Genomic DNA, 23,311 nt, shown 5'->3' with positions numbered 1-23,311 from the left:
TGGAGGTGCTAAACATAGCTAAAGATCAAACACTGATCAATAACCGTATTCGCGCTAAAGAAGTTCGTTTAATCGGTCCTGATGGTTCACAGATGGGAATCAAAGACACTAGAGAAGCGATGGAAATCGCAGAGAGAGCAAATCTCGATGTTGTTTTAGTCGCTCCGAATGCTAAACCACCAGTTGCACGTATCATGGACTACGGCAAGTATAAGTATGAGCAACAGAAGAAAGAAAAAGAAGCTCGTAAGAAACAAAAGGTCATTAACCTTAAAGAAATTCGCTTATCACCAACGATTGAAGAACACGACTTTAATACGAAATTAGGTCATGCAAAAAAATTCCTTGCTAAAGAAGACAAGGTAAAAGTTTCAATTCGCTTTAAAGGGCGTGCAATTACACACAAGGATATCGGTCGTAAAGTACTTGAGCGCTTCGCTGAAGCACTTAAAGAAGACGGTCAGATTGAACAGCGTCCTAAAATGGAAGGTCGTTCAATGTTCCTAGTCGTTGCACCATTTCAGGATAAAAAATAATATATAATCGGAGGGTTTTATCATGCCAAAAATGAAGACGCATAAAGGCTATGCTAAACGAATTAAGAAAACTGGTACAGGCAAATTCAAACGTTCACAAGCTTTCACAAGTCACTTATTTGCTAACAAAACAACTAAACAAAAACGCCACTTAAGAAAATCTGCATTAGTTGCTAAATCTGATGCGAAACGCTTAGTACACTTATTAGCTAAATCTGCAAAATAATATATTAAAAGGAGGAGTTAGAAATGGCTCGCGTAAAAAATGGTTTAACTTCACGTAAAAGACGTAAAAAAGTATTAAAACAAGCAAAAGGTTATTTTGGTGCGAAGAGCACTTTATATAGAACAGCCAAACAAGCTGTCATCAAATCAGGTCAGTATGCATACCGTGACCGTAAACAGAAGAAAAGCGAATTCCGTAAATTATGGATTTCACGTATCAACGCTGCTGCACGTAACCACGACATCAGCTACAGCCGTCTAATGAACGGTCTTAAAGTTGCTGGCATCGATATCAACAGAAAAATGCTTTCTGAAATTGCAATTTCAGATGATAAAGCATTTGGTGAAATCGTAGAACAAGCTAAAAAAGCTTTAAACTAATTGTATTATAAGCTCCCATTGTTGGGAGCTTTTTTGTTATGCTTTTAAATGGAGGTATACATATGATTGAGAACTCAGAAATAATTATGATGGGCATCACCGCATTGGTTACGGTCCTTTTACCATTTATCTTCATACTTGTATTACGTTTTAAATTTAAAACACGGTGGCCTCCTATCTTAATAGGGACTCTAGTATTTGTCGTATTTGCTTTAGTATTAGAGCAAATCTTACATATGATTGTACTCAACCCTGGAGTAGATGGTAGTGTGCCCTTAAGAGATCATTCACCATGGCTATTTGTTTTATATGGTGTACTTGCAGCAGGAATATTTGAAGAAACAGGAAGATTGCTTGCCTTTTTAATCACAAAGAAATGGTATAAGGATATTGACAGTGCCATCTCTTACGGTATCGGACACGGTGGGATTGAAGCTATATTAGTCGTCGGACTTGCTATGGTAAATTCTATTATTATTGCCTTTATGGTGAACTCCGGATCATCACTATTAAATGATATACCGATTCCAACTGAAGAATTGGTAAATAGCCAAGCATGGTATATGTATTTACTCGCAATTTTTGAACGCATCATCGCTATGAGTCTACACATCGCGCTGTCTGTCATTGTCTTTTGTGCGGTCATGATGAAAGGAAAATGGTATTTATACCCACTTGCGATATTGCTACACGCACTCGCAAATGTTACAGCTGCAATGATGCAAGCAGGCCTGTTAACTAACCCTTGGCTCATGTATAGTGGCTTAATAGTCGTAACAGCTGTCGTTATATTTATTGCCTATAGATTAATTAAAAAATATCAGCGTGATCCCTTGATTTAAAATCAAGGGATTTTTTTGTGGAATTCGGTGAGTTTGTGAGAACTCGAGAAAAATACGATTTCAACCCTCCACCAAAGCGCGAAATCCCTCAATCGTACACTAGGCTTGTGATTGAAGAATTCCTTGATGTATCAACATTGTAAGCGATAACAAAATTTCAAAAAATCTATAGACATGAGCGGTTAAATGGACTATATTTGAAAGGTAATTTGATATATAAATAAAGGGAGAAACAAAGGGGAGTCTTATTATGGAGACAATAGTATCGTTTTTAAACGGTATAGTTTGGAGCTGGCCACTGCCTGTCTTATTAGTGGTCGTCGGACTATATTTCTCGCTTAGAATGAAATTTTTCCAAGTGAGATATTTAAAAGACATGTTGCGTCTTATGTTAAAAGGGGAGAAATCGGATCAAGGGATCTCAAGTTTTCAGGCAATCGCTGTAACACTAGCTGGACGAGTGGGTACAGGTAACATCGTCGGTGTATCAACAGCAATTTTCCTTGGTGGTCCGGGTGCAGTGTTCTGGATGTGGCTGATAGCATTTTTAGGTGCGGGTAGTGCCTTCGCTGAATCGACGCTCGCGCAAGTTTATAAGCAAAGGGAAGACGCACAGTACCGCGGGGGACCGGCTTACTATCTAGAAAAGGGGATAGGTGGTACCTTCGGTAAGATATACGGTATGTTGTTTGCGGTGGTTACAGTTATTTCTTGTGGTATTCTTTTACCTGGGATTCAGTCAAATTCAATCGCAAGTTCTGCAGTCAACGCTTTTCCAATTGATAATTGGATGATTGGAGTATTTATTGCTTTAATATTAGGTGCTGTTATCTTTGGTGGAATCAAGTCAATTGCAAATGTTGCAACCATCTTAGTACCGTTCATGGCTGTTGCTTACATAATAGTAGCTGTCATCATTGTAATTATGAACATCTCTGAAGTACCGGCATTACTTGCATTGATCTTTAGAAGTGCATTTGGTTTAGAACAACAGTTTGCAGGTATTCTCGGTGCCATGATTATGATCGGTATCAAACGTGGTCTATATTCAAACGAAGCAGGGCAAGGTACAGGCGCGCACGCTGCTGGTGCAGCTGAAGTATCTCACCCAGCTAAACAAGGGTTAGTACAATCATTTTCTGTATATATTGACACATTATTTGTTTGTACAGCGACTGCCTTAATGATTTTAATGACAGGAATGTACAACGTATCAGATGATAACGGTGGACTCATAGTGGACAATGGGGTATATCAAGAAGCAGCGGATGGTAGTCGAGATGTCAGTGGTACGGTTGCCTTTACTCAAGCCAGTATCGATAAAGCCTTCTCAAACCAAGATTCATTCAATATTGATTTTATAGGCTTTGGCTCATACTTTATTGCTTTTGCCTTACTGTTCTTCTGTTATACAACGATTTTGGCCTACTACTATATTGCAGAAACCAACGTCATGTATATTACCAGAGGTAAGCTGACTTGGTTAAAACCAGTATTAGGTGTCGCTCTAATTGCATCTGCAGTGTACGGTACACTATCAACAGCTGATGTTGCATGGATGATGGGTGATGTCGGGGTCGGTATGATGGCTTGGATTAACGTCATCGGTATCCTCATTCTTCAAAAACCGACGCTAGCAGTCTTCAAGGATTACGAGCGTCAATACAAACTTAAGAAACAAGGTAAGCTTGAAGGTGAGATTGTTTACAGACCAGGTGAGAATGATGGTCTTAAAGGTGAAACATTCTGGCATAGACGTGTTCATGAAGAAGAAAATAAAGCTGAATATGGCTATCCTAAATCTTAGGCAAATACAGTAAGCACCCTGATTAGGGTGCTTATCATTTTTATAAATATGATAAACTACAAATAAGGAACTAAAAAGGAGCATTATTAAATGGATAAACAACTCGAAATGTTAAAAGATTTAACAGACGTCAATGGTATTGCTGGCTTTGAATCAGCAGTCAAAGACAAGGTTAGAGCCTATATTGAACCTTTAAGTGATGAAATTATTGAAGATAACTTAGGTGGGATCTTTGGTAAGAAACGTAGTGAATCGGGTAGTAAGACTATTTTAGTTGGTGGACACTTAGATGAAATCGGCTTTATGGTCACTGAAATTGATGATAATGGATTCTTAAAATTCTCACCTGTCGGTGGTTGGTGGAACCAAGTTATGTTATCACAGCGCATGACCATCACAACAGGTGAAGGAAAACAGCTGACTGGTGTGATAGGATCAAAACCTCCACATGTACTCACGCCTGAAGAAAGAAAAAAACCAGTTGAAATTAAAGATATGTTTATTGATATCGGTGTCGCTTCCAAAGAAGAAGCGAAAGAAGCGGGTGTAGAGCTTGGAGATATGGTGACACCATATACTGAGTTTACCGAGCTTGCTAATGAAAACTACTTGCTTGCAAAAGCTTGGGACAACCGCTTTGGGACTGCACTGTCCATTGATTTATTAAAAGCTGTAAAGGATGACAACTTAAATATTAACTTAGTATCAGGTGCGACAGTACAAGAAGAAGTCGGCCTACGTGGTGCAAAAGTTGCCGCTAACAAGGTAAAACCTGACCTTGCTATCGCAGTTGATGTCGGTCTTGCAATGGATACACCAGGAATGAAGTCATCGAATGGTACAGGTGACTTAGGTAAAGGTCCACTTTTACTTTTACTTGATGGCTCAAATATTGGCCACGTACCGTTTAGAAAACACATTCAAAAAGTCGCAGCAGAAAAAGACATTCCATATCAACTTCAAGTCATTCAAGGTGGTGGGACTGATGCGGGTTCTTTCCATGTATCAAACGAAGGTGTACCATCAGTTGCAATTGGTGTACCACTTCGCTACATGCACTCAAATGTCTCTATTATGCACCGTGAAGACTACCAAAATGCAGTCAAGCTTGTAAAAGAAGTCGTTAAATCTCTCGACGACAGTAAGGTGGACGAAATCATTTGGTAAAAGAAGTCATCTCCTCAAAGGATAATAAACAAGTAAAAAACTACCGTAAACTGAACACGAGACAAGGCCGTAAAAAATCAGGCTTGTATCTGGTTGAAGGTGTGCACTTAGTAGAAGAAGCTCTAAAAAGTCAGGTTGATATTGAAATAATCATTGTTACTGACGGCTTTAACCATGGCTTAGACTTATCAAATCAACGTACGATGTTTGTGACCGATGAAGTGATGAAATCACTGTCAACTTTAGATACACCACCTGGTATTGTTGCAGTATTAAAGGAAAGTAAAGCGACTGGTTTGTCATATAAACGCGTCTTACTTCTAGAAGATGTTCAGGATCCTGGTAATCTTGGCACCTTAATTCGAACTGCAGATGCTTTCGGTTTTAAGACAATAATTTTAACACCAAAAGCTGCAGATCCATACAATCCTAAAGTTCTAAGAGCAGCTCAAGGTAGCCATTTCCACTTAAATATTATCACTCGGGAGGTTTCAGAAGCAGCGATGGCCTTTAAGGGGATTAAGATAGGTACAGCGCTAGACAATGCAGTGTACATTGATAGCTTCCAACAACCGGATGATGATATCATGCTCGTTTTAGGAAATGAAGGCAAAGGCTTATCTACTGAAGCCCTCGAGTTGATGGACATCAATGCAAAAATTGATATGACTGGTGACAGTGAAAGCTTGAATGTAGCGATTGCTGGAGCCATACTCATGCATCACTTTAAATCTTGATTTTAAGTTACAATTAGTTATAATTATAGTATCAACTTTATAGACATACTTCGGTAGAAGTCAGAAATAAATGATTATAGAGACCGTCAAAGAGAACATTAATAGAGCTGAAAATTAATGTACGGTTTTAATCAGTGTTCATCTGATTGATGAAGTTATGGGGTGTGCGTCACCTTATATAGATGCGTTTAAGTGTCTGCTTCATGCAGAAAATTAGGTGGTACCACGGAACTCCGTCCTTTTATATAAGGACGGAGTTCTATTTTTTTAATGAGGAGATGAAGGGCAATGACAGATAATATGTCAACGTTGTATAAAGAATTTGAAGCACAGTTAAAAAGTGTTTCTTCAAGACAAGAACTGACTCAACTAAAAGTTGAATATCTCGGTAAAAAAGGTCATGTGACTGGCTTAATGAAAGATATGAAAAATCTTTCTAATGAAGAAAAACCTGCATACGGTCAGAAGGTAAATGAATTAAGAACTTCAATAGAAAGTGAAATTGATGAACTTGAAGCTGAATTAAAAGCTGAGGCCCTCAATGAAAAGCTTGCCAATGAAACAATTGATGTGACGCTTCCTGGTCGTTCTACAGAAATTGGAGGGGCACATCCAATTACGCGAATCATCGATGATATTGAAGACTTCTTTATTGGTTTAGGTTACGAAATTAAAGAAGGCTATGAAGTTGAACAGGATTACTATAACTTTGAAGCGCTAAACCTTCCAAAAGCACACCCTGCAAGAGATATGCAAGATAGCTTCTACATATCTGAAGATATCTTACTGCGTACGCATACTTCACCCGTTCAAGCACGTACGCTCGAAGCGAGCAATGGTGTCGGACCTGTGAAAATCATTTGTCCAGGTAAAGTGTACCGACGTGATAGTGATGATGCGACACACTCTCACCAATTTACGCAAATCGAAGGCTTGGTCGTGGATAAGAACATTCACCTGTCAGATTTAAAAGGGACCTTAGAGTTATTCGCTAAGGAAATGTTCGGTGAAGACCGTGAAGTCAGACTCCGTCCGAGTTACTTCCCATTCACTGAGCCAAGTGTCGAAGTAGATATTTCATGCTTCAAGTGTAAAGGATCAGGTTGTAACGTATGTAAGAAGACAGGTTGGATTGAAATCTTAGGTGCCGGTATGGTTCATCCAAATGTTCTAGAGATGGCTGGCTTTGACTCGAAAGAATATTCAGGCTTTGCTTTTGGTATGGGTCCAGACCGTGTGGCGATGCTAAAATACGGAATAGAGGATATCAGACACTTATATACCAATGACCTTAGATTCATTGATCAATTTATTCCGACAGAAGATGGAGGTCAAAAAGATGAGAGTATCTAGAGAATGGTTAGAAACATTTATAGACATTAATGTATCGACTGACGAACTTTCAGAAACGATAACACGTGGCGGAATTGAAGTCGATAGCATTGACGACTATACATCAGAAGTTAAGAAACTCGTTGTTGGTTACGTCAAATCAGTCGAGCCACATCCAGAGGCCGATAGACTGAATCTTTGTCAAGTTGATGTCGGTGAGGAAACAGTACAGATTGTCTGCGGGGCACCGAATGTGAAGGCAGATTCATATGTTGCTGCTGTTCTTCCAGGCGGTCGTCTACCTGGTGGAGTGAAAATTAAACGTGCGAAACTTCGCGGTGAAAAATCAGAGGGTATGATTTGTTCACTTCAAGAACTCGGCATTAAAGAAGAATTCGTACCAGAAGAATATAAGAATGGTATCTTCATGTTTAATACTGAACAAACACCAGGTGAAGATGCACTTGAAGCATTATATTTAAGTGATCAAGTCCTTGATTTTGATTTAACACCAAACCGTAAGGACGCCTTATCTATGATTGGTGCAGCTTATGAAACCAGCGCACTATTCGGTGGTGAAGTAAAAGCACCGAATATTAGTGTTAATGAAGCGGAAGAAACAGTGACGATTAATGTGAAAAACGAAGACTCTAGTGCAGTACCTTTTTATGCCCTTCGTGAAGTTAAAGACATTGTGATTCAACCGGCGCCACTGTGGATGCAAGTGCGTTTAATTAAAGCTGGTATTCGACCAATTAACAACGTTGTAGACATTTCAAACTATGTCCTTTTAGAGTTCGGTCAACCCTTACACATGTTCGATAAAGATCGAATTCAAGCAGATGAGATTGTGACACGACGTGCCGAAGAAAATGAGAAATTCACAACATTAGATGGTAAAGAGCGAGTTTTATCGGCTGAAGATATTGTCATCACTAATGGTGAATATCCAATCGCCTTAGCGGGTGTCATGGGGGGATTAAATACTGAAGTAACGGATCAGACAACTAGCGTTGTTATTGAATCTGCCCTGTTTGACCCAGTAAGAGTTAGAAAAACAAGTAGCCGCCTGAACCTACGTAGTGAAGCGTCTATGCGTTTTGAAAAGGGCCCTTCTCACGAGTTTGTGCTCGCTGCATTAAATAGAGCGGCTTACCTCTTGGAGAAGTATGCAAGTGCGACAACGCTTAACGGTATCAGTAGTGATGGTGTACTTAATCTCGAGGACAGTGTAATCACAACATCAGCAGCATTCATCAACAATCGTCTCGGTACGGATTTACCGTCGAGTGAAATCTTAAATACTTTAGAGCGACTCGGGCTTGGTGCTAAGAAATCAGGAGACATGATTGAAGTCATTGTCCCATCTCGCCGAGATGATTTAAAAATTCCTGAGGACATTTCTGAAGAAGTCGCACGTATTTATGGTTACGACAATGTACCATCTTCACTACCTAAATACAGTAAGATTACACCAGGACGCCTGACAGATGAACAGGCAAAAGTACGTGTCATTAAACGCCAACTCAATGCTCACGGCCTGTCTGAAGCAATCAACTATGCACTGACAAGTGAGGATAGAATCGGAGAGTTTACACAAATTAAAGAAGGCCTAAAATTACTTATGCCTATGAGTGAAGACCGTTCGATATTAAGAACGTCACTCATTCCACACTTAGTCGACAACACAACGTATAATGTGAACCGCCAACAAAAGAATGTTGCCATATTTGAAATCGGCAATATCTTTGTCACAAACGGTCAAGATAAGCTCCCTGATGAAGTGTTGAAAATTGCAGGTCTTATGACTGGAATTCACCACCAGACGCAATGGGAAAAATCAGGTCAAGCCTCAGACTTCTACACTTTAAAAGGTATTGTTGAAGCAATCTTTGAGAAGTTGAATTTAAGTGATCGAGTCAATTTCCACAGTGCGAGTCAATTTGATGAATTGCACCCAGGTCGTAGTGCTGAAATTACTATAGATCATAAAGTCGTTGGTCTAATTGGTGAGCTTCACCCAACTTATGCTGAAGCACATGACCTCGGTCAAACTGTTGTTTTTGAACTGAATCTAGAAGAAATCTTCTCATACAAGACTGGAAATATCTTATATGAGTTTCTACCAAAATACCCATCAATTTCTAGAGATATCGCCTTAGAGGTGGAAGATTCAGTGAGTGTTCAAACCATCATTGATACGATGAAATCAAATGCAACGAAACATCTCATCGATGTGTATCCTTTTGATGTTTACCAAGGTGAGCATATTGAAGAAGGTAAAAAATCAGTTGCACTCCGTCTAACTTATTTAGATCGAGAACAAACCCTAACGGATAAGGATGTCGAAGCACTTCATCAACCAGTTATCGATGCGCTCGTTGACAAGGGTTATACAATTAGATAATAATGATTTCGCACTTACTGACCACGGTTAGTGAGTGCGATTCTACTTCTTCTGTCTTGAATAAACAAAACAGGATAAGTATAATGTGAATAAACTATAATAGTGTGTGTGACATGACTAAAGATTAGGGGGCGAAGTCGAATGAGTGAACAGAAAAACCGCATATCTGTAAGAATTTACAACGAGAATTATACCTTAGTAGGCTCTGAGGACGAGGCACATTTAAGGCATATAGCCGAAGAGGTTAATGATAAGATTACAGCGATTGCAAAGATGAGCCCAGGACTAGATACAACTAGAAAAGCAGTACTTACGGCTTGTAATATAATGGACGATTATATAAAGTTAAAAGAAAAATGCGATGCACTCGAAAGAGAAGTGGACGCGCTTAAAAAAGGGAACTAAACTATGACATTTATAATATTAATCATTCTGTTGATTGGGTTAATTGTAGGGTATCGTCGAGGTATTATCCTACAATCCTTACATTTAATTGGCACTATTGCTGCAGTGATTATCGCAGCCACTAATTATGAAACACTCGGTAGTCGTTTTTACTTGGTGATGCCTTATCCATCGACAGCAGCCCCAAACCCAGTATTAGAAAACGTGGCGAATCAAGAATATGCTTACTACTATATGTTTGCTTTCTTCATCATCTTTATTATTAGTAAGATTATCATTCAGATTATTGTCAGTGGGTTTGATTACTTCCAACAAGTAGCTTCTGGTGGTTTAATTACAAGTATCATCGGTAGTGTAATTGGTTTAATCGAAGTCATTTACGTACTTGCTGTTATCTTATTCTTCGTTGCTACAGTGCCATTTGCACCAGTTCAACAAGCAATTGTTGAATCAGGCCTTGCTAACTTTATAATGGATCACACATTTATTATTTCCGATAAGTTAATAGAATGGATACAAGTAGAGTCATAGAAATATGGCTCTTTTTTTGGAGGAAACTATGGTAAAAAAAGATGTGATTAGACTCTTAGAAACAATCGCAGTCTATATGGAATTAAACCTTGAAAATGGCTTTAAAGTGTCAGCTTATAGAAAAGCTGCAGCTGCACTAGAAAGTGATGAACGAACACTGAAAGAAATTGATGATGTTTCATCAATTAAAGGCATTGGTAAGGGTACCTCAGCTGTTATCAATGAATTTATTGAAAGTGGACAATCGACCGTCTTAAAAGAACTGGAAGATAAAGTGCCAAATGGTCTAGTGCGCATGTTAAAAATACCGAATCTTGGACCAAAGAGAATTGCAAAAATTCATGAAGCACTCGGTATCGATAGTCTAGAAGCATTAAAAAAGGCCTGCCAAAACAATGAAATTAGTAGTATGCCAGGTTTTGGTAAGAAAACTGAAGAGAATATATTAAAATCTATCGATCTCGTGCTCAGCCGTCCTGAGCGTTACCCAATCGATAAGATTCTCAAATTTAAGACACTGATTACAAAGACGATTGACGACATGGACCAGGATGTTCAATACGATATGGCAGGAAGTTCAAGGCGCCTAAAAGAGACGTCTAGGGACTTAGATTTTATTGTTAAGACAAATGATATTGAGGGTTTTACCCACCATATTTTACAAGCGGACTTTGTAAGTGATGTCGTATCTCGTGGTGACAAGAAATTATCAATTGAGATTGAACATGATTTTGATAAGATCAATGTGGATTTTAGATTCGTTCAAGGTGATGAATATATTTCGACACTGCAGCACTTTACAGGGTCAAAAGACCACAATGTTAAAATGCGTCAAATTGCGAAAGCGCGTGGCGAGAAGATTAGTGAGTATGGTGTGGAAACTAAAGATGGCTTAAAAACATTTGAATCTGAAGCGGCATTTTACGATTATTTCGATCTGCCTTATATTCCACCGAGTATGAGAGAAACAGGTAAAGAAACAGAAATTGATATCAGTGAAATTATTTCAGAAGACGATATCAATGGTGATCTCCACATGCATACAATCGCCAGTGATGGTGCCAACTCAATAGTCGAGATGGTTGAGAAGGCAAGAGAGAAAAATTATAGTTATATTGTCATTACCGACCATTCAAAAAGTTTGATAGTGGCAAATGGGCTATCAGAAGCACGATTGTTAGCTCAAGTAGAGGAAATTAAGAAGATTAACGCGCAATATGATGATATCGATGTGTATAGTGGTATCGAGATGGATATTTTAGCAGATGGTCGCCTCGATTATGATGATGAAGTATTGAAGCAACTGGACTATGTTATCGCTGCGATCCATTCTAGTTTTCAGCAGAGTGAAGACGAGATTATGAAGCGTTTGAAAAATGCGATGGATAATCCTTACGTCAGACATATTGCCCATCCGACTGGCCGCCTGATTGGTCAAAGGGCGGGTTATCCTGTTAATATGGAAGCATTATTTGACTATGCTAAAAAAACAGGCACTGTTTTAGAAATAAATGCCAATCCAAAACGACTCGATCTATCGAGTGCAGTCATTTCTAATAAAGACAACCTGTTCACAGTGAACACGGATGCTCATCATACAGACCATTTTGATTTTATGAAGTACGGTGTTACGACCTTACAAAAAGGCTTTGTACCTAAGTCTCAAGTGATCAATACGATGAGCCGTCAGGCATTTAAAGATTTTATAAATAAAGGTAAGCAGAGTGATATAAATGAATGAAAAAACATTTAAGACTTTAGAATTCGATAAAATTCTCGAGACACTTAAAACGTTCGCAATCTCTAAAAAGACAAGCGAAGCGCTTGATTTTTCTATAGTTGAGCGTGACCGCGACTTAATTGAGCGAAACATTTTAGAAGTTGACGATGCTTCTACTATGATACGCCATCGGCACGTTGAACTCGGTGGAATTAGTGATATCAAACCTTATATCAAGCGAGCGGAAATCGGCAGTATTTTAGGTGTGAGTGAATTTAACAGCATTAGAAGCATATTAAATCGTAAAAAGATGCTAGAGAATTTAATACGGTCTTTTGAAGAGGATGAAATCTTCCTAGAATATATCAAGGGTTACATTGAAAATCTTGAAGATATTCATGTCTTGTATAAGAGAATTACTGAGACTGTTGATGAAGTCGCAGTCTTAGACCATGCTTCTTCAGAGCTCTTAAGAATTCGCCGTAAGATCGGATCAGAAGAACAAAAAGTTAAAGATCGTCTAAATGATATTGTCAGAAAAAACCAAAGAAAACTAAGTGATAGTATAATAACAACTCGGAATGGACGCTACGTGATTCCAGTTAATGTAGACTATCGTAGTGAATTTAAAGGTATTGTTCATGACTCATCGCAGAGTGGACAAACGATTTATGTCGAGCCGACTGCGATTGTCGAATTGACAAATAATATTTCACAGCTAAAAGAAAAAGAACAAGTTGAAGTGACTAGAATACTGAGTGACTTAACGAATGAAACAGCTGGCTATGCTGACGCGCTTTATCAGCATGATGAAAATTTACACCATATAGATATGGTCTTTACTAAGGCGAAGTATGGGGCTTCAATTAAAGGGACTAAGCCGACGATTATCGATGATCAATCGATTCGACTGATCAGTGCCTATCATCCGCTTTTAGATGCAGAAACAGCAGTTAAGAATGATATCGTTATAGATCAAAAGACACAAGCAGTTATCATTACTGGCCCCAATACCGGTGGTAAAACAGTGACGATTAAAACAGCGGGTCTTTCAGTATTAATGGCACAAGCAGGGATTCCTATACCTGCAAGGGATGGCTCTGAGATATCGATATTTAAGGAAGTCTATGCAGATATTGGTGATGAACAATCCATAGAGCAATCACTGTCGACCTTCTCAAGTCATATGGTGAACATATCTGATATTTTAAGACGGGTAAACAGTGATTCACTTGTCATACTTGATGAGCTCGGAGCAGGAACAGATCCTGAAGAAGGTGCGGCTCTCGCGATTAGCATTATTGAATACTTACTGGCTAATCAAGCGAAAGTCATTGCGACAACGCACTACCCACAGCTTAAATCTTTCTCTTATACGCGTGAAGATGTTTTGAATGCGAGTATGGAATTTGACGTAGAAAGTCTTTCTCCAACGTATCGATTGTTGATGGGGATTCCAGGTAAGTCAAACGCCTTTGAAATTTCATCTAAACTCGGTTTAGAAGAATCGGTTATTGAGCGTGCAAGAACTTTAACAGGCAGAGATAATATGGAAGTCAATGAGATGATTTCTGCCCTTGAACGTCATACTTCTAAGGCCCGTGATTCAGAAATTGAAACGACTGAATTACTTAAAGACTCAGAGCGTCTCTATCAAGACCTACGTAATCAATATGAACAATACAATCAAATGAAAGAGAAAATGATTGCGAAGGCACAAGAAGAAGCCAATCGTATTGTTAAACAAAGAGAACTCGAAGCAGAAGAAATCATCAAAGAGCTTGAAATGATGAAAGAATTAGGCGTAGATAGCATTCAAGAACATGAACTTATCGATAAGAAAAAAGCCTTATCTGATGCCTATTATCAAAAAGACATTAAGAAAGATATTAGAAATGAAAAAGTCGAAACACTTGAGGTCGGCGATGAAGTAGACGTATTAACTTACGGTCAAAAAGGAGAAATTATCGACGTAAGTGATGACGAAGTCACCGTTCAGATGGGTATCATCAAGATGAAGTTAGAAAAGTCCGAAGTGAAGAAAAGGAAAGCCAAAAAGGTTGAAAAACCAGTGACTATCCGTCAAAATAAAACTCAAGTCAATCGAACATTGGACCTTCGGGGTGAGCGTTATGAGGATGCGCTAATTAAATTAGAGCAGTACCTAGACCAAGTCTTGCTCTCTAACTATGCTGAAGTTGAAATTATCCATGGTAAGGGAACAGGTGCACTTCAAAAAGGTGTCCAGCAGTACTTGAGACGCCATCCCAAGGTCGCGTCATTTAGAGGCGGTATGCCTTCAGAAGGCGGTTTTGGTGTGACGATTGTAGAAATGAAATAGGTGAATGTATGGATAATTTTGATATGTACAAACTGGCTAAAATACTGATAGCCGTAGGTATAATCATGTTTTTAAGCGGCATTGTGTACTTGGTTTTCCTCGTCTAAGCAATACCGTTGAGTGAGAAAATAAATTGTTGTATACTTAAATCAATATAAAAATGGAGGTAGTTTTAGATGGCTATTATTGAAGTAAACGATTCAAGTTTTAAAGAAGAAGTTGGCAGTGGATTAACACTAGTAGATTTTTGGGCACCATGGTGCGGGCCTTGTAAAATGATCGCTCCAATTTTAGAAGAATTAGCACCTGAAGTTGAAGGAAAAGCAAACATTGCTAAATTAAATGTTGATGATAACCAAGCAACTGCAAGTGAGTATGAAGTAATGAGTATTCCAACTTTAATTCTTTTCAAAGACGGCGAGCCTGTTGACAAAGTAGTTGGATTCCAACCTAAAGAACAGCTTTCAGCTTTAATTGAAAAACACGCATAAGTCATAAGTCGCCATTCGGCGGCTTTTTTTATATAAAGAAGGGATTATATGAGCGAATTAAAACTAAAACTATCTGTTTTGCCGACTGAACCTGGTTGCTACCTAATGAAAAATAAGGATCAGGAAATTATTTATGTTGGTAAGGCGAAAAACTTAAGAAACAGAGTGCGTTCATATTTTTCTGGTGCACATGATGAGAAGACCATGCGCCTCGTCCAAGATATTACAGACTTCGACTATATTGTAACGGGCTCAGAAATTGAATCATTGCTCCTAGAAAACACTCTGATTAAAAAGCATTTACCGAGATACAATATCCTCTTAAAAGACGATAAGAGTTACCCCTTTATAAAGATTACAAAAGAAGAGCATCCAAAGCTCGTCGTCACACGGACCGTAAAGCCGAACTCAGGTAAGTACTTTGGACCGTATCCAAATGCCTACAGTGCGCATGAGACCAAAAAACTGTTAGACAGAATTTATCCCCTAAGAAAGTGTAATGTCATGCCGGATAAATTATGTCTGTACTATCACATCGGACAATGTCTCGGCCCTTGTGTATTCAATGTGACAGAAGAACAAAACCAGAAAATGATTGACGGCATCACGAGTTTTTTAAACGGCGAAACCGACGAAGTGATGAAGGAACTACAAGAGAAAATGGAAACAGCAGCAGAAGCCTTAGAATTTGAAAAGGCTAAAGAGTATCGTGATCTGATGGGTCATATTGAAAATACGATGTTAAAACAAAATGTACTCACGAATGATATGACAGCAAGAGACTGCTTTGGTTACGCGGTTGAGAATGGCTGGATGTCTGTGTCAGTACTCTTTATAAGAAGCGGTAAACTCATCGAGAAGAAGGCTGAGATGTTTCCTTTAAATGATGATATAGAAGAAGAGTTCTTTAGATTCATTGTACATTTCTATGATTTAAAGTCTAACTTATTACCTAAGGAAATTCATATTCCTAAAAATTTCAATGTAGAGCTGTTAAATGAAGCCTTACCGGTTAATGTTAAAGCACCACAAAGAGGTGCAAAAAAAGAAATGGTGGACCTTGCCAGTAAAAATGCGAACATCGCGATCGGTAATAAATTTGAAATGATCAAAAGAGACGAAGCTCGTACGATTCATGCGATTGATACACTCGGAGAACTGATGAATATTGAAACACCAAGAAGAATTGAAGCCTTTGATAACTCCAATATTCAAGGTGTGGATCCTGTCAGTGTAATGGTGTCCTTTATAGACGGTAAACCTTCTAAAAAAGACTACAGAAAATATAAGATTAAAACTGTAGAAGGACCTGATGATTACGCTTCAATGGCTGAGGTTGTGAGAAGAAGGTATACACGAGTATTAAAAGAAAGTTTGCCACTTCCAGACTTAATCATCGTTGATGGGGGTGTCGGCCATATGAACACGGTTAAAGGTGTCTTATTAAATGAATTGTCCCTAGACATTCCTGTGGCAGGACTAAGAAAAGATGATAAGCACTCGACGGCTGAGTTATTGTACGGGGAACACGCTGAAATCGTACCGATGAAAAAGAACTCACAGAGTTTCTACTTACTTCAGAGAATACAGGATGAAGTACACAGATTTGCAATTTCATTTCACAGAAACACAAGACGGAAGACAACCATTGCTTCACAGCTAGATAATATTGAAGGTGTCGGTCCATCTAGAAAACGAAAATTGCTCAAAGAATTCGGTTCTGTGAAGAAGATGAAAGAGAAAAGTGCAGAGGATTTTATGGCCATCGGAATACCCAAAAATGTAGCTGAGAATATTTCTCAAAAGCTAGGTGAATAAAGGATTCTAAAAGAATGTAAGCATATTACACAAATGCCCAAAGTCGCCTTGATTTGTTTTTTAACAAAGAGTAAAATGATAAGTAAAGTTTATTGACAATTAGTTAGGGGGGTCTTTTGTGTCGAATCAGGATTCAGGTTTTTACATTCGCAGATTACATTCATTACTCGGAGTTATTCCGTTGGGCGTATTTTTAATCCAACACTTATTGGTTAACTTTACGGCTACATACAGTGAAGAGGCTTTTAACTTTGCTGCAGGGATTATGGGTAACCTGCCATTTGTTATTTTGCTAGAAATTTTCATCATTTATTTACCAATACTTTTCCATGGTATTTACGGTATTTACATCGCATTTACTGCTAAGATGAACGTTGGTCATTATAGCACTTACCGTAACTGGATGTTTGTTCTGCAAAGAATTTCAGGGGTTATTGCATTTATTTTTATTGCAGTTCACGTTTACCAGACGCGTTTCCAAGTGTTCTTAGGTGAAGAAGTGAATTTCCAAATGGTTGAAGAAATCGTTGCCAATCCATTCTGGTTAGTATTTTGGATTGTTGGTGTGGTAGCAACTGTCTTCCACTTTGCCAACGGTTTATGGTCATTCATGATTACATGGGGTATTACGCAATCTAACAAATCACAGCAGCTTATGTCTTACGTCGCAATTTTAGTATTCTTAGTGATCAGCACAATTGGTTTAATGGCAATATTTGCGTTTGTATAAAAGGAGTGTAAATAATGGCGGATAATAAAGTAATCGTTGTCGGCGGGGGTCTCGCCGGTTTAATGGCAACGATCAAAGCAGCAGAATCAGGAGCGAATATCGATCTTTTCTCAATCGTTCCTGTTAAAAGATCACACTCAGTGTGCGCACAAGGTGGAATTAACGGTGCGGTAAATACGAAGGGTGAAGGTGACTCACCGCTTATCCACTTCGATGATACCGTTTACGGTGGAGACTTTTTAGCGAACCAGCCTCCAGTTAAAGCGATGACAGAAGCAGCACCGAAAATTATTCACTTACTTGACCGTATGGGTGTAATGTTTAACAGAACATCTGAAGGACTTTTAGACTTTAGACGTTTTGGTGGAACACTTCACCACCGTACAGCTTATGCTGGTGCAACAACGGGTCAGCAACTACTGTACGCGCTCGATGAGCAAGTGAGAAGTTATGAAGTTAAAGGACAAGTAGATAAGTACGAAGGTTGGGAATTCCTCGGTGTTGTCATCGACGATGAAGGTAAAGCACGCGGGATTACTGCCCAGGAGATTACATCTGGAGAAATTAAAACCTTTAAAGCAGATGCAGTTATTATGGCAACTGGTGGACCAGGAATTATCTTCGGTAAATCAACAAACTCTATGATTAATACAGGTTCTGCAGCATCGATCGTTTATCAGCAAGGTGCAGTCTATGCGAATGGAGAATTCATTCAAATTCACCCAACTGCTATTCCTGGTGACGATAAGCTACGTCTGATGAGTGAATCGGCACGTGGTGAAGGTGGACGTGTTTGGACCTATAAAGACGGTAAACCTTGGTACTTCTTAGAGGAAAAATACCCGGATTACGGTAACTTAGTGCCACGTGATATTGCGACACGTGAAATCTTTGATGTGTGCGTGAATCAGAAGCTAGGTATTAACGGTGAAAACATGGTATACCTTGACCTCTCTCACAAGGACCCACATGAACTTGATGTTAAACTCGGTGGTATCATCGAAATCTATGAGAAATTTACAGGTGATGACCCAAGAAAAGTACCAATGAAGATCTTCCCAGCAGTGCACTATTCTATGGGTGGTTTATATGTTGACTACGATCAAATGACTTCAGTACCTGGTTTATTTGCTGCAGGTGAATGTGATTATTCACAACACGGTGGTAACCGCCTGGGTGCGAACTCGTTACTATCTGCAATTTACGGTGGTATGGTTGCTGGACCTAAAGCGATTGAATACGTTAACGGTCTAGATAAGTCTTATGAAGACTTAGATGAGTCATTATATGAAAAACACGCTCAGGTAGAGCAGGAGAAATTCGACAACATCCTAGCGATGGACGGTACAGAGAATGCTTATGTAATCCATAAGGAACTCGGTGAAATTATGACAGCGAATGTAACTGTTGTACGTCACAACGACAAATTGCTTGAAACTGATAAGAAAATCGTTGAATTGATGGAACGTTACAAAAATATCAATATTAATGACACTCAAAAATGGTCGAACCAAGCTGCTTTCTTTACACGTCAGCTATGGAACATGTTAGTCTTGGCTCGAGTGATCACGATTGGTGCATACAACCGTAATGAATCACGTGGGGCTCACTTTAAACCTGAATTCCCAGACCGTAACGATGAAGAATGGTTGAAAACGACAAAAGCGTCATACAATGGACCGACAAATGCGCCTAAGTTCGAATACGAAGATGTGGACGTAAGTTTAATTCCACCACGTATCCGTGACTATTCTACTAAACATTAAGAAAGGGATGGCTGAAAATGAGTAATGCAACTGATACAAAAACAATTAAGTTAAGCATAAAGCGTCAAGAAAACCAAGAAGCATCAAGCTATTGGGAAGAGTTTGAAATTCCATATCGCCCGAATATGAACGTGATCAGTGCCTTAATGGAAATTCAAAGAAACCCAGTTAATGCTAAGGGGCAAAAAACAACTGCGGTTACTTGGGACTCAAGCTGTCTTGAGGAAGTCTGCGGTGCGTGTTCTATGGTGATTAACGGCAGTGCCCGTCAATCATGTACAGCACTAATTGATCAGTTCGAACAACCGATCAAATTAGAGCCAATGAGTACTTTCCCAGTAATCAGAGATTTACAAGTCGATCGTTCATTTATGTTCGATAACTTAAAACGTGTGAAAGCTTGGGTACCAATCGATGGTACATACGACCTTGGTCCAGGACCAAGAATGCCTGAGAAAAAACGTCAGGTTGCTTATGAACTCTCTAAATGTATGTCATGTGGTGTATGTTTAGAAGTATGTCCAAACGTTAATAGTAAATCTAAATTCATGGGTGCAGCACCAATTTCACAAGTTAGATTATTTAACTTACACCCAACAGGTAGTATGACTAAAAACGAACGCCTAGATGCCCTAATGGGTACAGGTGGTATTGCTGAATGTGGTATGGCACAAAACTGTGTAGAAGCTTGTCCTAAAGGCATTCCTTTAACGACTTCAATCGCTTCAATGCAGCGTGAAACTACTTTCCATATGTTTAAATCATTCTTTGGTTCAGACCACCAAGTAAACTAAGTTTACGGTCGGATTGAAGGTTAAAATAAGCTCACTATTTAACAGCTACGGTTAGTTTTGACCGTGCTAAAAGTAGTGAGCTTTTTATCATTTTAGATTGGATAACTATTGAACTGATTGGCTTAGACGCCTTGTTTTGTTATTATATTAATAATGACACATAAGGGGACTAGAGATTATGTACGGAGAAGCTGAGATTATATCAATAGAAAAATCCTTACGCTATATCGCTGCAAGAGTGAGGGCAAATGGTCGTGAGATTTTAAAGGATCACGAGATCTCTCCACTTCAATTTATTGCCCTGCAATGGGTTGGAGATAAGGAAGGGATTACCATTGGTGAACTGTCTAACAGATTGTATTTGGCGCACTCAACAACAACTGATATCGTAGATAAATTAGAACGCTCAAATTATGTTAAACGTCAGCGCTCTACTAAAGATAAGCGTCTAGTCCTAGTGAGTATGGAAGAACGTGGGCGAACACTGATTCAATTAGTGATCGATAAACGCGTGGAATACATTTCTAAAATTACAGGTGAGTTAAGTGAGGACAAAAAGGCAATCTTACCCGTTGTTTTAGAAGAGGTTTTACAAGAAAGTGAGCGATATATTAATGATTAAACCGATTGGCATTATGGATTCAGGCGTCGGTGGATTAACCGTAGCAAGTGAAGTCATGCACGCTTTGCCATCGGAGACAATCTACTACTTCGCTGATACTATTAACTGTCCATACGGACCTAAAGACACAGCCGCTGTGTATATACATACTAAAGCGGCTGTTCAATTTTTAATAGAACAAGGTGTCAAAGCAATTATCATTGCATGTAACACTGCTACAGCTGCAGTCATGCCAGAACTGCAAAAAGAGGTGGACATCCCACTCTATGGTGTAATTACACCCGGTGCACTCGGTGCAGTTAGGAAGAGTAAGAACAGTGAAATACTTCTCTTAGCAACTGAAGGCACAGTGAAATCAGGTGAATATGAAAAGGCAATCTTTGACTTTGATAGTGAAGTCAAAGTGCACAGTCTCGCCTGTCCTGAATTTGTGACCTTAATCGAGAGTGGAGACTATAAGAATCACATGCTTACTCAAGAAGTGATTGAACAGTCACTTAAAGCTTATAAAGAGACAAAAGCAGATACTGTGATTTTAGGCTGTACACACTTTCCTTTAATCGAACGTGAAATCGATAAATTTTTCGATGGTAAAAAAGAAATTGTCGATGCAGGCTTTGAAACTGTCAATATTGCCTTAAACCAAATGTATCGCCAGGATTTATTGAGCTCAGAAAAACATCAACCTGTGCATCAATTTTTTATTCATGGAGAAAATGACACCTTTGAAACCATCCTAACAAGTTGGATCAAAGATATAGACTATAAAATAAAACATATATGGCTAAGTGAGGAGAACGAATATGAGTAAAATAGTAATTGCGAGTGGAAACCAAGGTAAGATCAATGACTTTAAAGCAATTTTTTCTGACTATGAAGTTGTTGGAATCAAAGAAATTCTACCGAATTTTGATGTTGAAGAAACAGGCGTGACATTTAGAGAAAATGCGGTTTTAAAAAGTGAAGCAGCCGCAAAAGCCTTAAATTTACCGGTTATTAGTGATGACTCAGGATTATCAGTTGAAGCCCTAGACGGCCGTCCAGGCGTCTATTCTGCACGCTATTCAGGTGAACATGGCAACGACCAGAAAAACAATGAAAAGCTACTAAATGAATTATCAGGTGTAGAAAATAGAGCCGCTTACTTTACTTGTGTTTTAGCCTTAACGATTCCAGGAGAAGAAACACGTACCTACGAAGGCACACTACTAGGTGAAATTCTAACAGAAGCACATGGTGAAGGTGGCTTTGGTTATGATCCACTCTTTAAAACTTTAGATGGGATTTACCTTGGTGAGATTAATTCTGAAGAAAAAGGGAAGATAAGTCATAGAGGAAAAGCTTTAGAAAAATTAATGAATGATGAAGCAGTATTTGAAAAGCTAAAAAAATGAGGGGTTGAGTTCGATGAGAGTATTAGTCATTAGTGATAATCACAGTGAAAAAAATATTCTGACTGAAGTGTATGAGACAGTAAAACCAGATGAGGCAATTCATTTAGGGGATAGTGAATTTCCATACGACGATGAAGAAATGCAGCAATTTTTAAGAGTTACAGGCAACACTGATAAAGATTCAGCTTATCCAAAAGAAGGACTCCTAGAAGAAACATCAATGTTCTACACACATGGTCATCTGTATGGCATTAAATCAGACCGAAATGAACTTGCAGCTAAGGCTGAAGAAGTCGGTGCGAAGTATGCCTTATATGGACACTCACATGTGGCTAAAATAGAGAAAATTAATGGGATCTATGCCATTAACCCAGGCAGTATTTCATCTTCACGTAATGAGTACCCAGAAAGTTATTTAGTCATTGATACAGAGAGTAAAATTGCGTCATACTATAGTAGAAAACATCAGTTGATGGATGAGTTTAACTTAAACAACTAAGGATTGAGTGTATGAAAGTACAAATCGATGAAACGTTAATGCTGAGACAGCTTAAAGTAAGTGAGTATCAGACCATGTTTGATCTTGTAGATAAGAACCGTGACCAACTAAGAGAATGGTTGCCTTGGGTAGATTACGTAACCGAAGCAGAAAGCTATAAAAAGACGATTCAGGCGTGGATTGAGTCTAATGATGCCAACCAGTCGATGACCCTAGGTGTATACCTAGAAGGTCATCTCGTAGGTATGTGTGGCTTCAATACAATCGATTTATTGAATAAAAGAGGCGCCATTGGTTATTGGTTAGCAGAAGGCTATAATGGCCAGGGCATCATGACACGTGCCGTAAGAGGACTCGTGGATTATGGCTTTAAACAACTCGAGCTTCATAGAGTAGACATCGCTGCAGGTGTAGAAAATATGAAGAGTCGTAAAATTCCTGAGCGCTTAGGCTTTGAAGAAGAAGCGCTGTTGAAAGAATATGAATTTTTGTATGATCACTTTCACGATTTAGTCCAATATCGTATGATGAAAAGAGACTGGTTAACGAAAAATTAACATTGGTTACAAAAAATCAAAAAATGCATTGACTTTCAGTATGCACTTTGATTATAATAGAACTTGTGTTAATTAAGTCGTGTCCTGGTAGCTCAGCAGGATAGAGCAATGGCCTTCTAAGCCATCGGTCGGGGGTTCGAATCCCTCCCAGGACGTCTGAATACTTTTTTAAACCCTATTAATCACCGTTAATCGTTGATTTAATAGGG

At 38.8% G+C, this 23,311-nt stretch carries 23 protein-coding genes and 1 tRNA gene; all 24 read left to right on the top strand.

All coding sequences use genetic code 11. The annotated features are described in order from the left end of the window. The first annotated feature begins 5 nt into the window (after window positions 1-5). On the top strand, window positions 6-536 hold the full coding sequence (gene infC / locus V6E76_RS10555) for a translation initiation factor IF-3 (protein ID WP_156889158.1): 531 nt from the start codon (window positions 6-8) through the stop codon (window positions 534-536). A gap of 22 nt (window positions 537-558) precedes the next feature. Continuing rightward, window positions 559-762, top strand: a complete 204-nt coding sequence (gene rpmI / locus V6E76_RS10550; RefSeq protein ID WP_026866875.1) for a 50S ribosomal protein L35 — start codon at window positions 559-561, stop codon at window positions 760-762. 23 nt (window positions 763-785) lie between these two features. Beyond that, complete coding sequence (gene rplT / locus V6E76_RS10545) at window positions 786-1,142, top strand: 50S ribosomal protein L20 (protein WP_026866876.1); 357 nt, start codon at window positions 786-788, stop codon at window positions 1,140-1,142. Between the two features lie 62 nt (window positions 1,143-1,204). Beyond that, the gene (locus V6E76_RS10540; RefSeq protein ID WP_247352651.1) at window positions 1,205-1,984 is read left to right on the top strand and encodes a YhfC family glutamic-type intramembrane protease; all 780 of its coding nucleotides are present in this window, start codon (window positions 1,205-1,207) and stop codon (window positions 1,982-1,984) included. 247 nt (window positions 1,985-2,231) lie between these two features. Beyond that, window positions 2,232-3,791 (top strand): alanine/glycine:cation symporter family protein, encoded by a 1,560-nt coding sequence (locus V6E76_RS10535; RefSeq protein ID WP_247352681.1) that lies wholly within the window; start codon window positions 2,232-2,234, stop codon window positions 3,789-3,791. 90 nt (window positions 3,792-3,881) lie between these two features. Then, entirely contained in the window at window positions 3,882-4,958 is a 1,077-nt protein-coding gene (locus V6E76_RS10530) for a M42 family metallopeptidase (protein ID WP_247352653.1), read from the top strand. After that, window positions 4,952-5,695: a TrmH family RNA methyltransferase gene (locus tag V6E76_RS10525; protein WP_247352654.1), complete on the top strand. Its 744-nt coding sequence runs from the start codon at window positions 4,952-4,954 to the stop codon at window positions 5,693-5,695. Before V6E76_RS10530 ends, V6E76_RS10525 begins: the two co-directional genes overlap by 7 nt. Before the next feature lie 288 nt (window positions 5,696-5,983). Then, window positions 5,984-7,048: a phenylalanine--tRNA ligase subunit alpha gene (gene pheS, locus V6E76_RS10520; RefSeq protein ID WP_247352656.1), complete on the top strand. Its 1,065-nt coding sequence runs from the start codon at window positions 5,984-5,986 to the stop codon at window positions 7,046-7,048. Beyond that, window positions 7,035-9,434 carry a phenylalanine--tRNA ligase subunit beta gene (pheT, locus tag V6E76_RS10515; protein ID WP_247352658.1) on the top strand — a complete coding sequence of 800 codons (2,400 nt, stop codon included), beginning with the start codon at window positions 7,035-7,037 and terminating at the stop codon, window positions 9,432-9,434. Before pheS ends, pheT begins: the two co-directional genes overlap by 14 nt. Window positions 9,435-9,575: 141 nt before the next feature. Next, window positions 9,576-9,839 carry a cell division protein ZapA gene (gene zapA / locus V6E76_RS10510; RefSeq protein WP_026866883.1) on the top strand — a complete coding sequence of 88 codons (264 nt, stop codon included), beginning with the start codon at window positions 9,576-9,578 and terminating at the stop codon, window positions 9,837-9,839. Between the two features lie 3 nt (window positions 9,840-9,842). Next, on the top strand, window positions 9,843-10,370 hold the full coding sequence (locus tag V6E76_RS10505) for a CvpA family protein (RefSeq protein ID WP_247352660.1): 528 nt from the start codon (window positions 9,843-9,845) through the stop codon (window positions 10,368-10,370). Between the two features lie 28 nt (window positions 10,371-10,398). Next, on the top strand, window positions 10,399-12,111 hold the full coding sequence (gene polX, locus V6E76_RS10500) for a DNA polymerase/3'-5' exonuclease PolX (protein ID WP_247352663.1): 1,713 nt from the start codon (window positions 10,399-10,401) through the stop codon (window positions 12,109-12,111). Continuing rightward, window positions 12,104-14,431, top strand: a complete 2,328-nt coding sequence (locus V6E76_RS10495) for an endonuclease MutS2 (RefSeq protein WP_247352665.1) — start codon at window positions 12,104-12,106, stop codon at window positions 14,429-14,431. Before polX ends, V6E76_RS10495 begins: the two co-directional genes overlap by 8 nt. A 176-nt stretch (window positions 14,432-14,607) precedes the next feature. After that, the gene (trxA, locus tag V6E76_RS10490) at window positions 14,608-14,922 is read left to right on the top strand and encodes a thioredoxin (protein WP_026866887.1); all 315 of its coding nucleotides are present in this window, start codon (window positions 14,608-14,610) and stop codon (window positions 14,920-14,922) included. 48 nt (window positions 14,923-14,970) lie between these two features. Further along, window positions 14,971-16,740, top strand: a complete 1,770-nt coding sequence (gene uvrC / locus V6E76_RS10485; protein WP_247352667.1) for an excinuclease ABC subunit UvrC — start codon at window positions 14,971-14,973, stop codon at window positions 16,738-16,740. A 118-nt stretch (window positions 16,741-16,858) separates the two neighbouring features. Further along, the gene (locus V6E76_RS10480; protein ID WP_247352669.1) at window positions 16,859-17,470 is read left to right on the top strand and encodes a succinate dehydrogenase cytochrome b558 subunit; all 612 of its coding nucleotides are present in this window, start codon (window positions 16,859-16,861) and stop codon (window positions 17,468-17,470) included. Window positions 17,471-17,484: 14 nt separating this feature from the next. Next, the gene (gene sdhA, locus V6E76_RS10475) at window positions 17,485-19,236 is read left to right on the top strand and encodes a succinate dehydrogenase flavoprotein subunit (protein WP_247352671.1); all 1,752 of its coding nucleotides are present in this window, start codon (window positions 17,485-17,487) and stop codon (window positions 19,234-19,236) included. Window positions 19,237-19,253: 17 nt separating this feature from the next. Beyond that, a complete protein-coding gene (sdhB, locus tag V6E76_RS10470; protein ID WP_051220509.1) occupies window positions 19,254-20,030 on the top strand; it encodes a succinate dehydrogenase iron-sulfur subunit in 777 nt (258 codons plus the stop codon). A 178-nt stretch (window positions 20,031-20,208) separates the two neighbouring features. Continuing rightward, window positions 20,209-20,652: a MarR family transcriptional regulator gene (locus tag V6E76_RS10465; RefSeq protein WP_247352673.1), complete on the top strand. Its 444-nt coding sequence runs from the start codon at window positions 20,209-20,211 to the stop codon at window positions 20,650-20,652. Then, window positions 20,645-21,463 carry a glutamate racemase gene (gene murI / locus V6E76_RS10460; RefSeq protein ID WP_247352675.1) on the top strand — a complete coding sequence of 273 codons (819 nt, stop codon included), beginning with the start codon at window positions 20,645-20,647 and terminating at the stop codon, window positions 21,461-21,463. The genes V6E76_RS10465 and murI overlap by 8 nt, the downstream gene beginning before the upstream one ends. Further along, on the top strand, window positions 21,456-22,046 hold the full coding sequence (locus V6E76_RS10455; protein WP_198687573.1) for an XTP/dITP diphosphatase: 591 nt from the start codon (window positions 21,456-21,458) through the stop codon (window positions 22,044-22,046). Before murI ends, V6E76_RS10455 begins: the two co-directional genes overlap by 8 nt. Window positions 22,047-22,059: 13 nt before the next feature. Continuing rightward, entirely contained in the window at window positions 22,060-22,545 is a 486-nt protein-coding gene (locus tag V6E76_RS10450; protein WP_247352677.1) for a metallophosphoesterase family protein, read from the top strand. Window positions 22,546-22,556: 11 nt separating this feature from the next. Then, window positions 22,557-23,102 (top strand): GNAT family N-acetyltransferase, encoded by a 546-nt coding sequence (locus tag V6E76_RS10445; protein WP_247352679.1) that lies wholly within the window; start codon window positions 22,557-22,559, stop codon window positions 23,100-23,102. A gap of 81 nt (window positions 23,103-23,183) precedes the next feature. Further along, window positions 23,184-23,257: transfer RNA gene (locus V6E76_RS10440), tRNA-Arg, on the top strand. The last annotated feature ends 54 nt before the right edge of the window (window positions 23,258-23,311 follow it).

It is taken from the genome of Jeotgalicoccus huakuii, from assembly GCF_036665975.1.
GTDB lineage: Bacteria > Bacillota > Bacilli > Staphylococcales > Salinicoccaceae > Jeotgalicoccus > Jeotgalicoccus marinus.
Note: the sequence above shows the minus strand (reverse complement) of the source record. Positions and strands in the feature narration are given on the sequence as shown.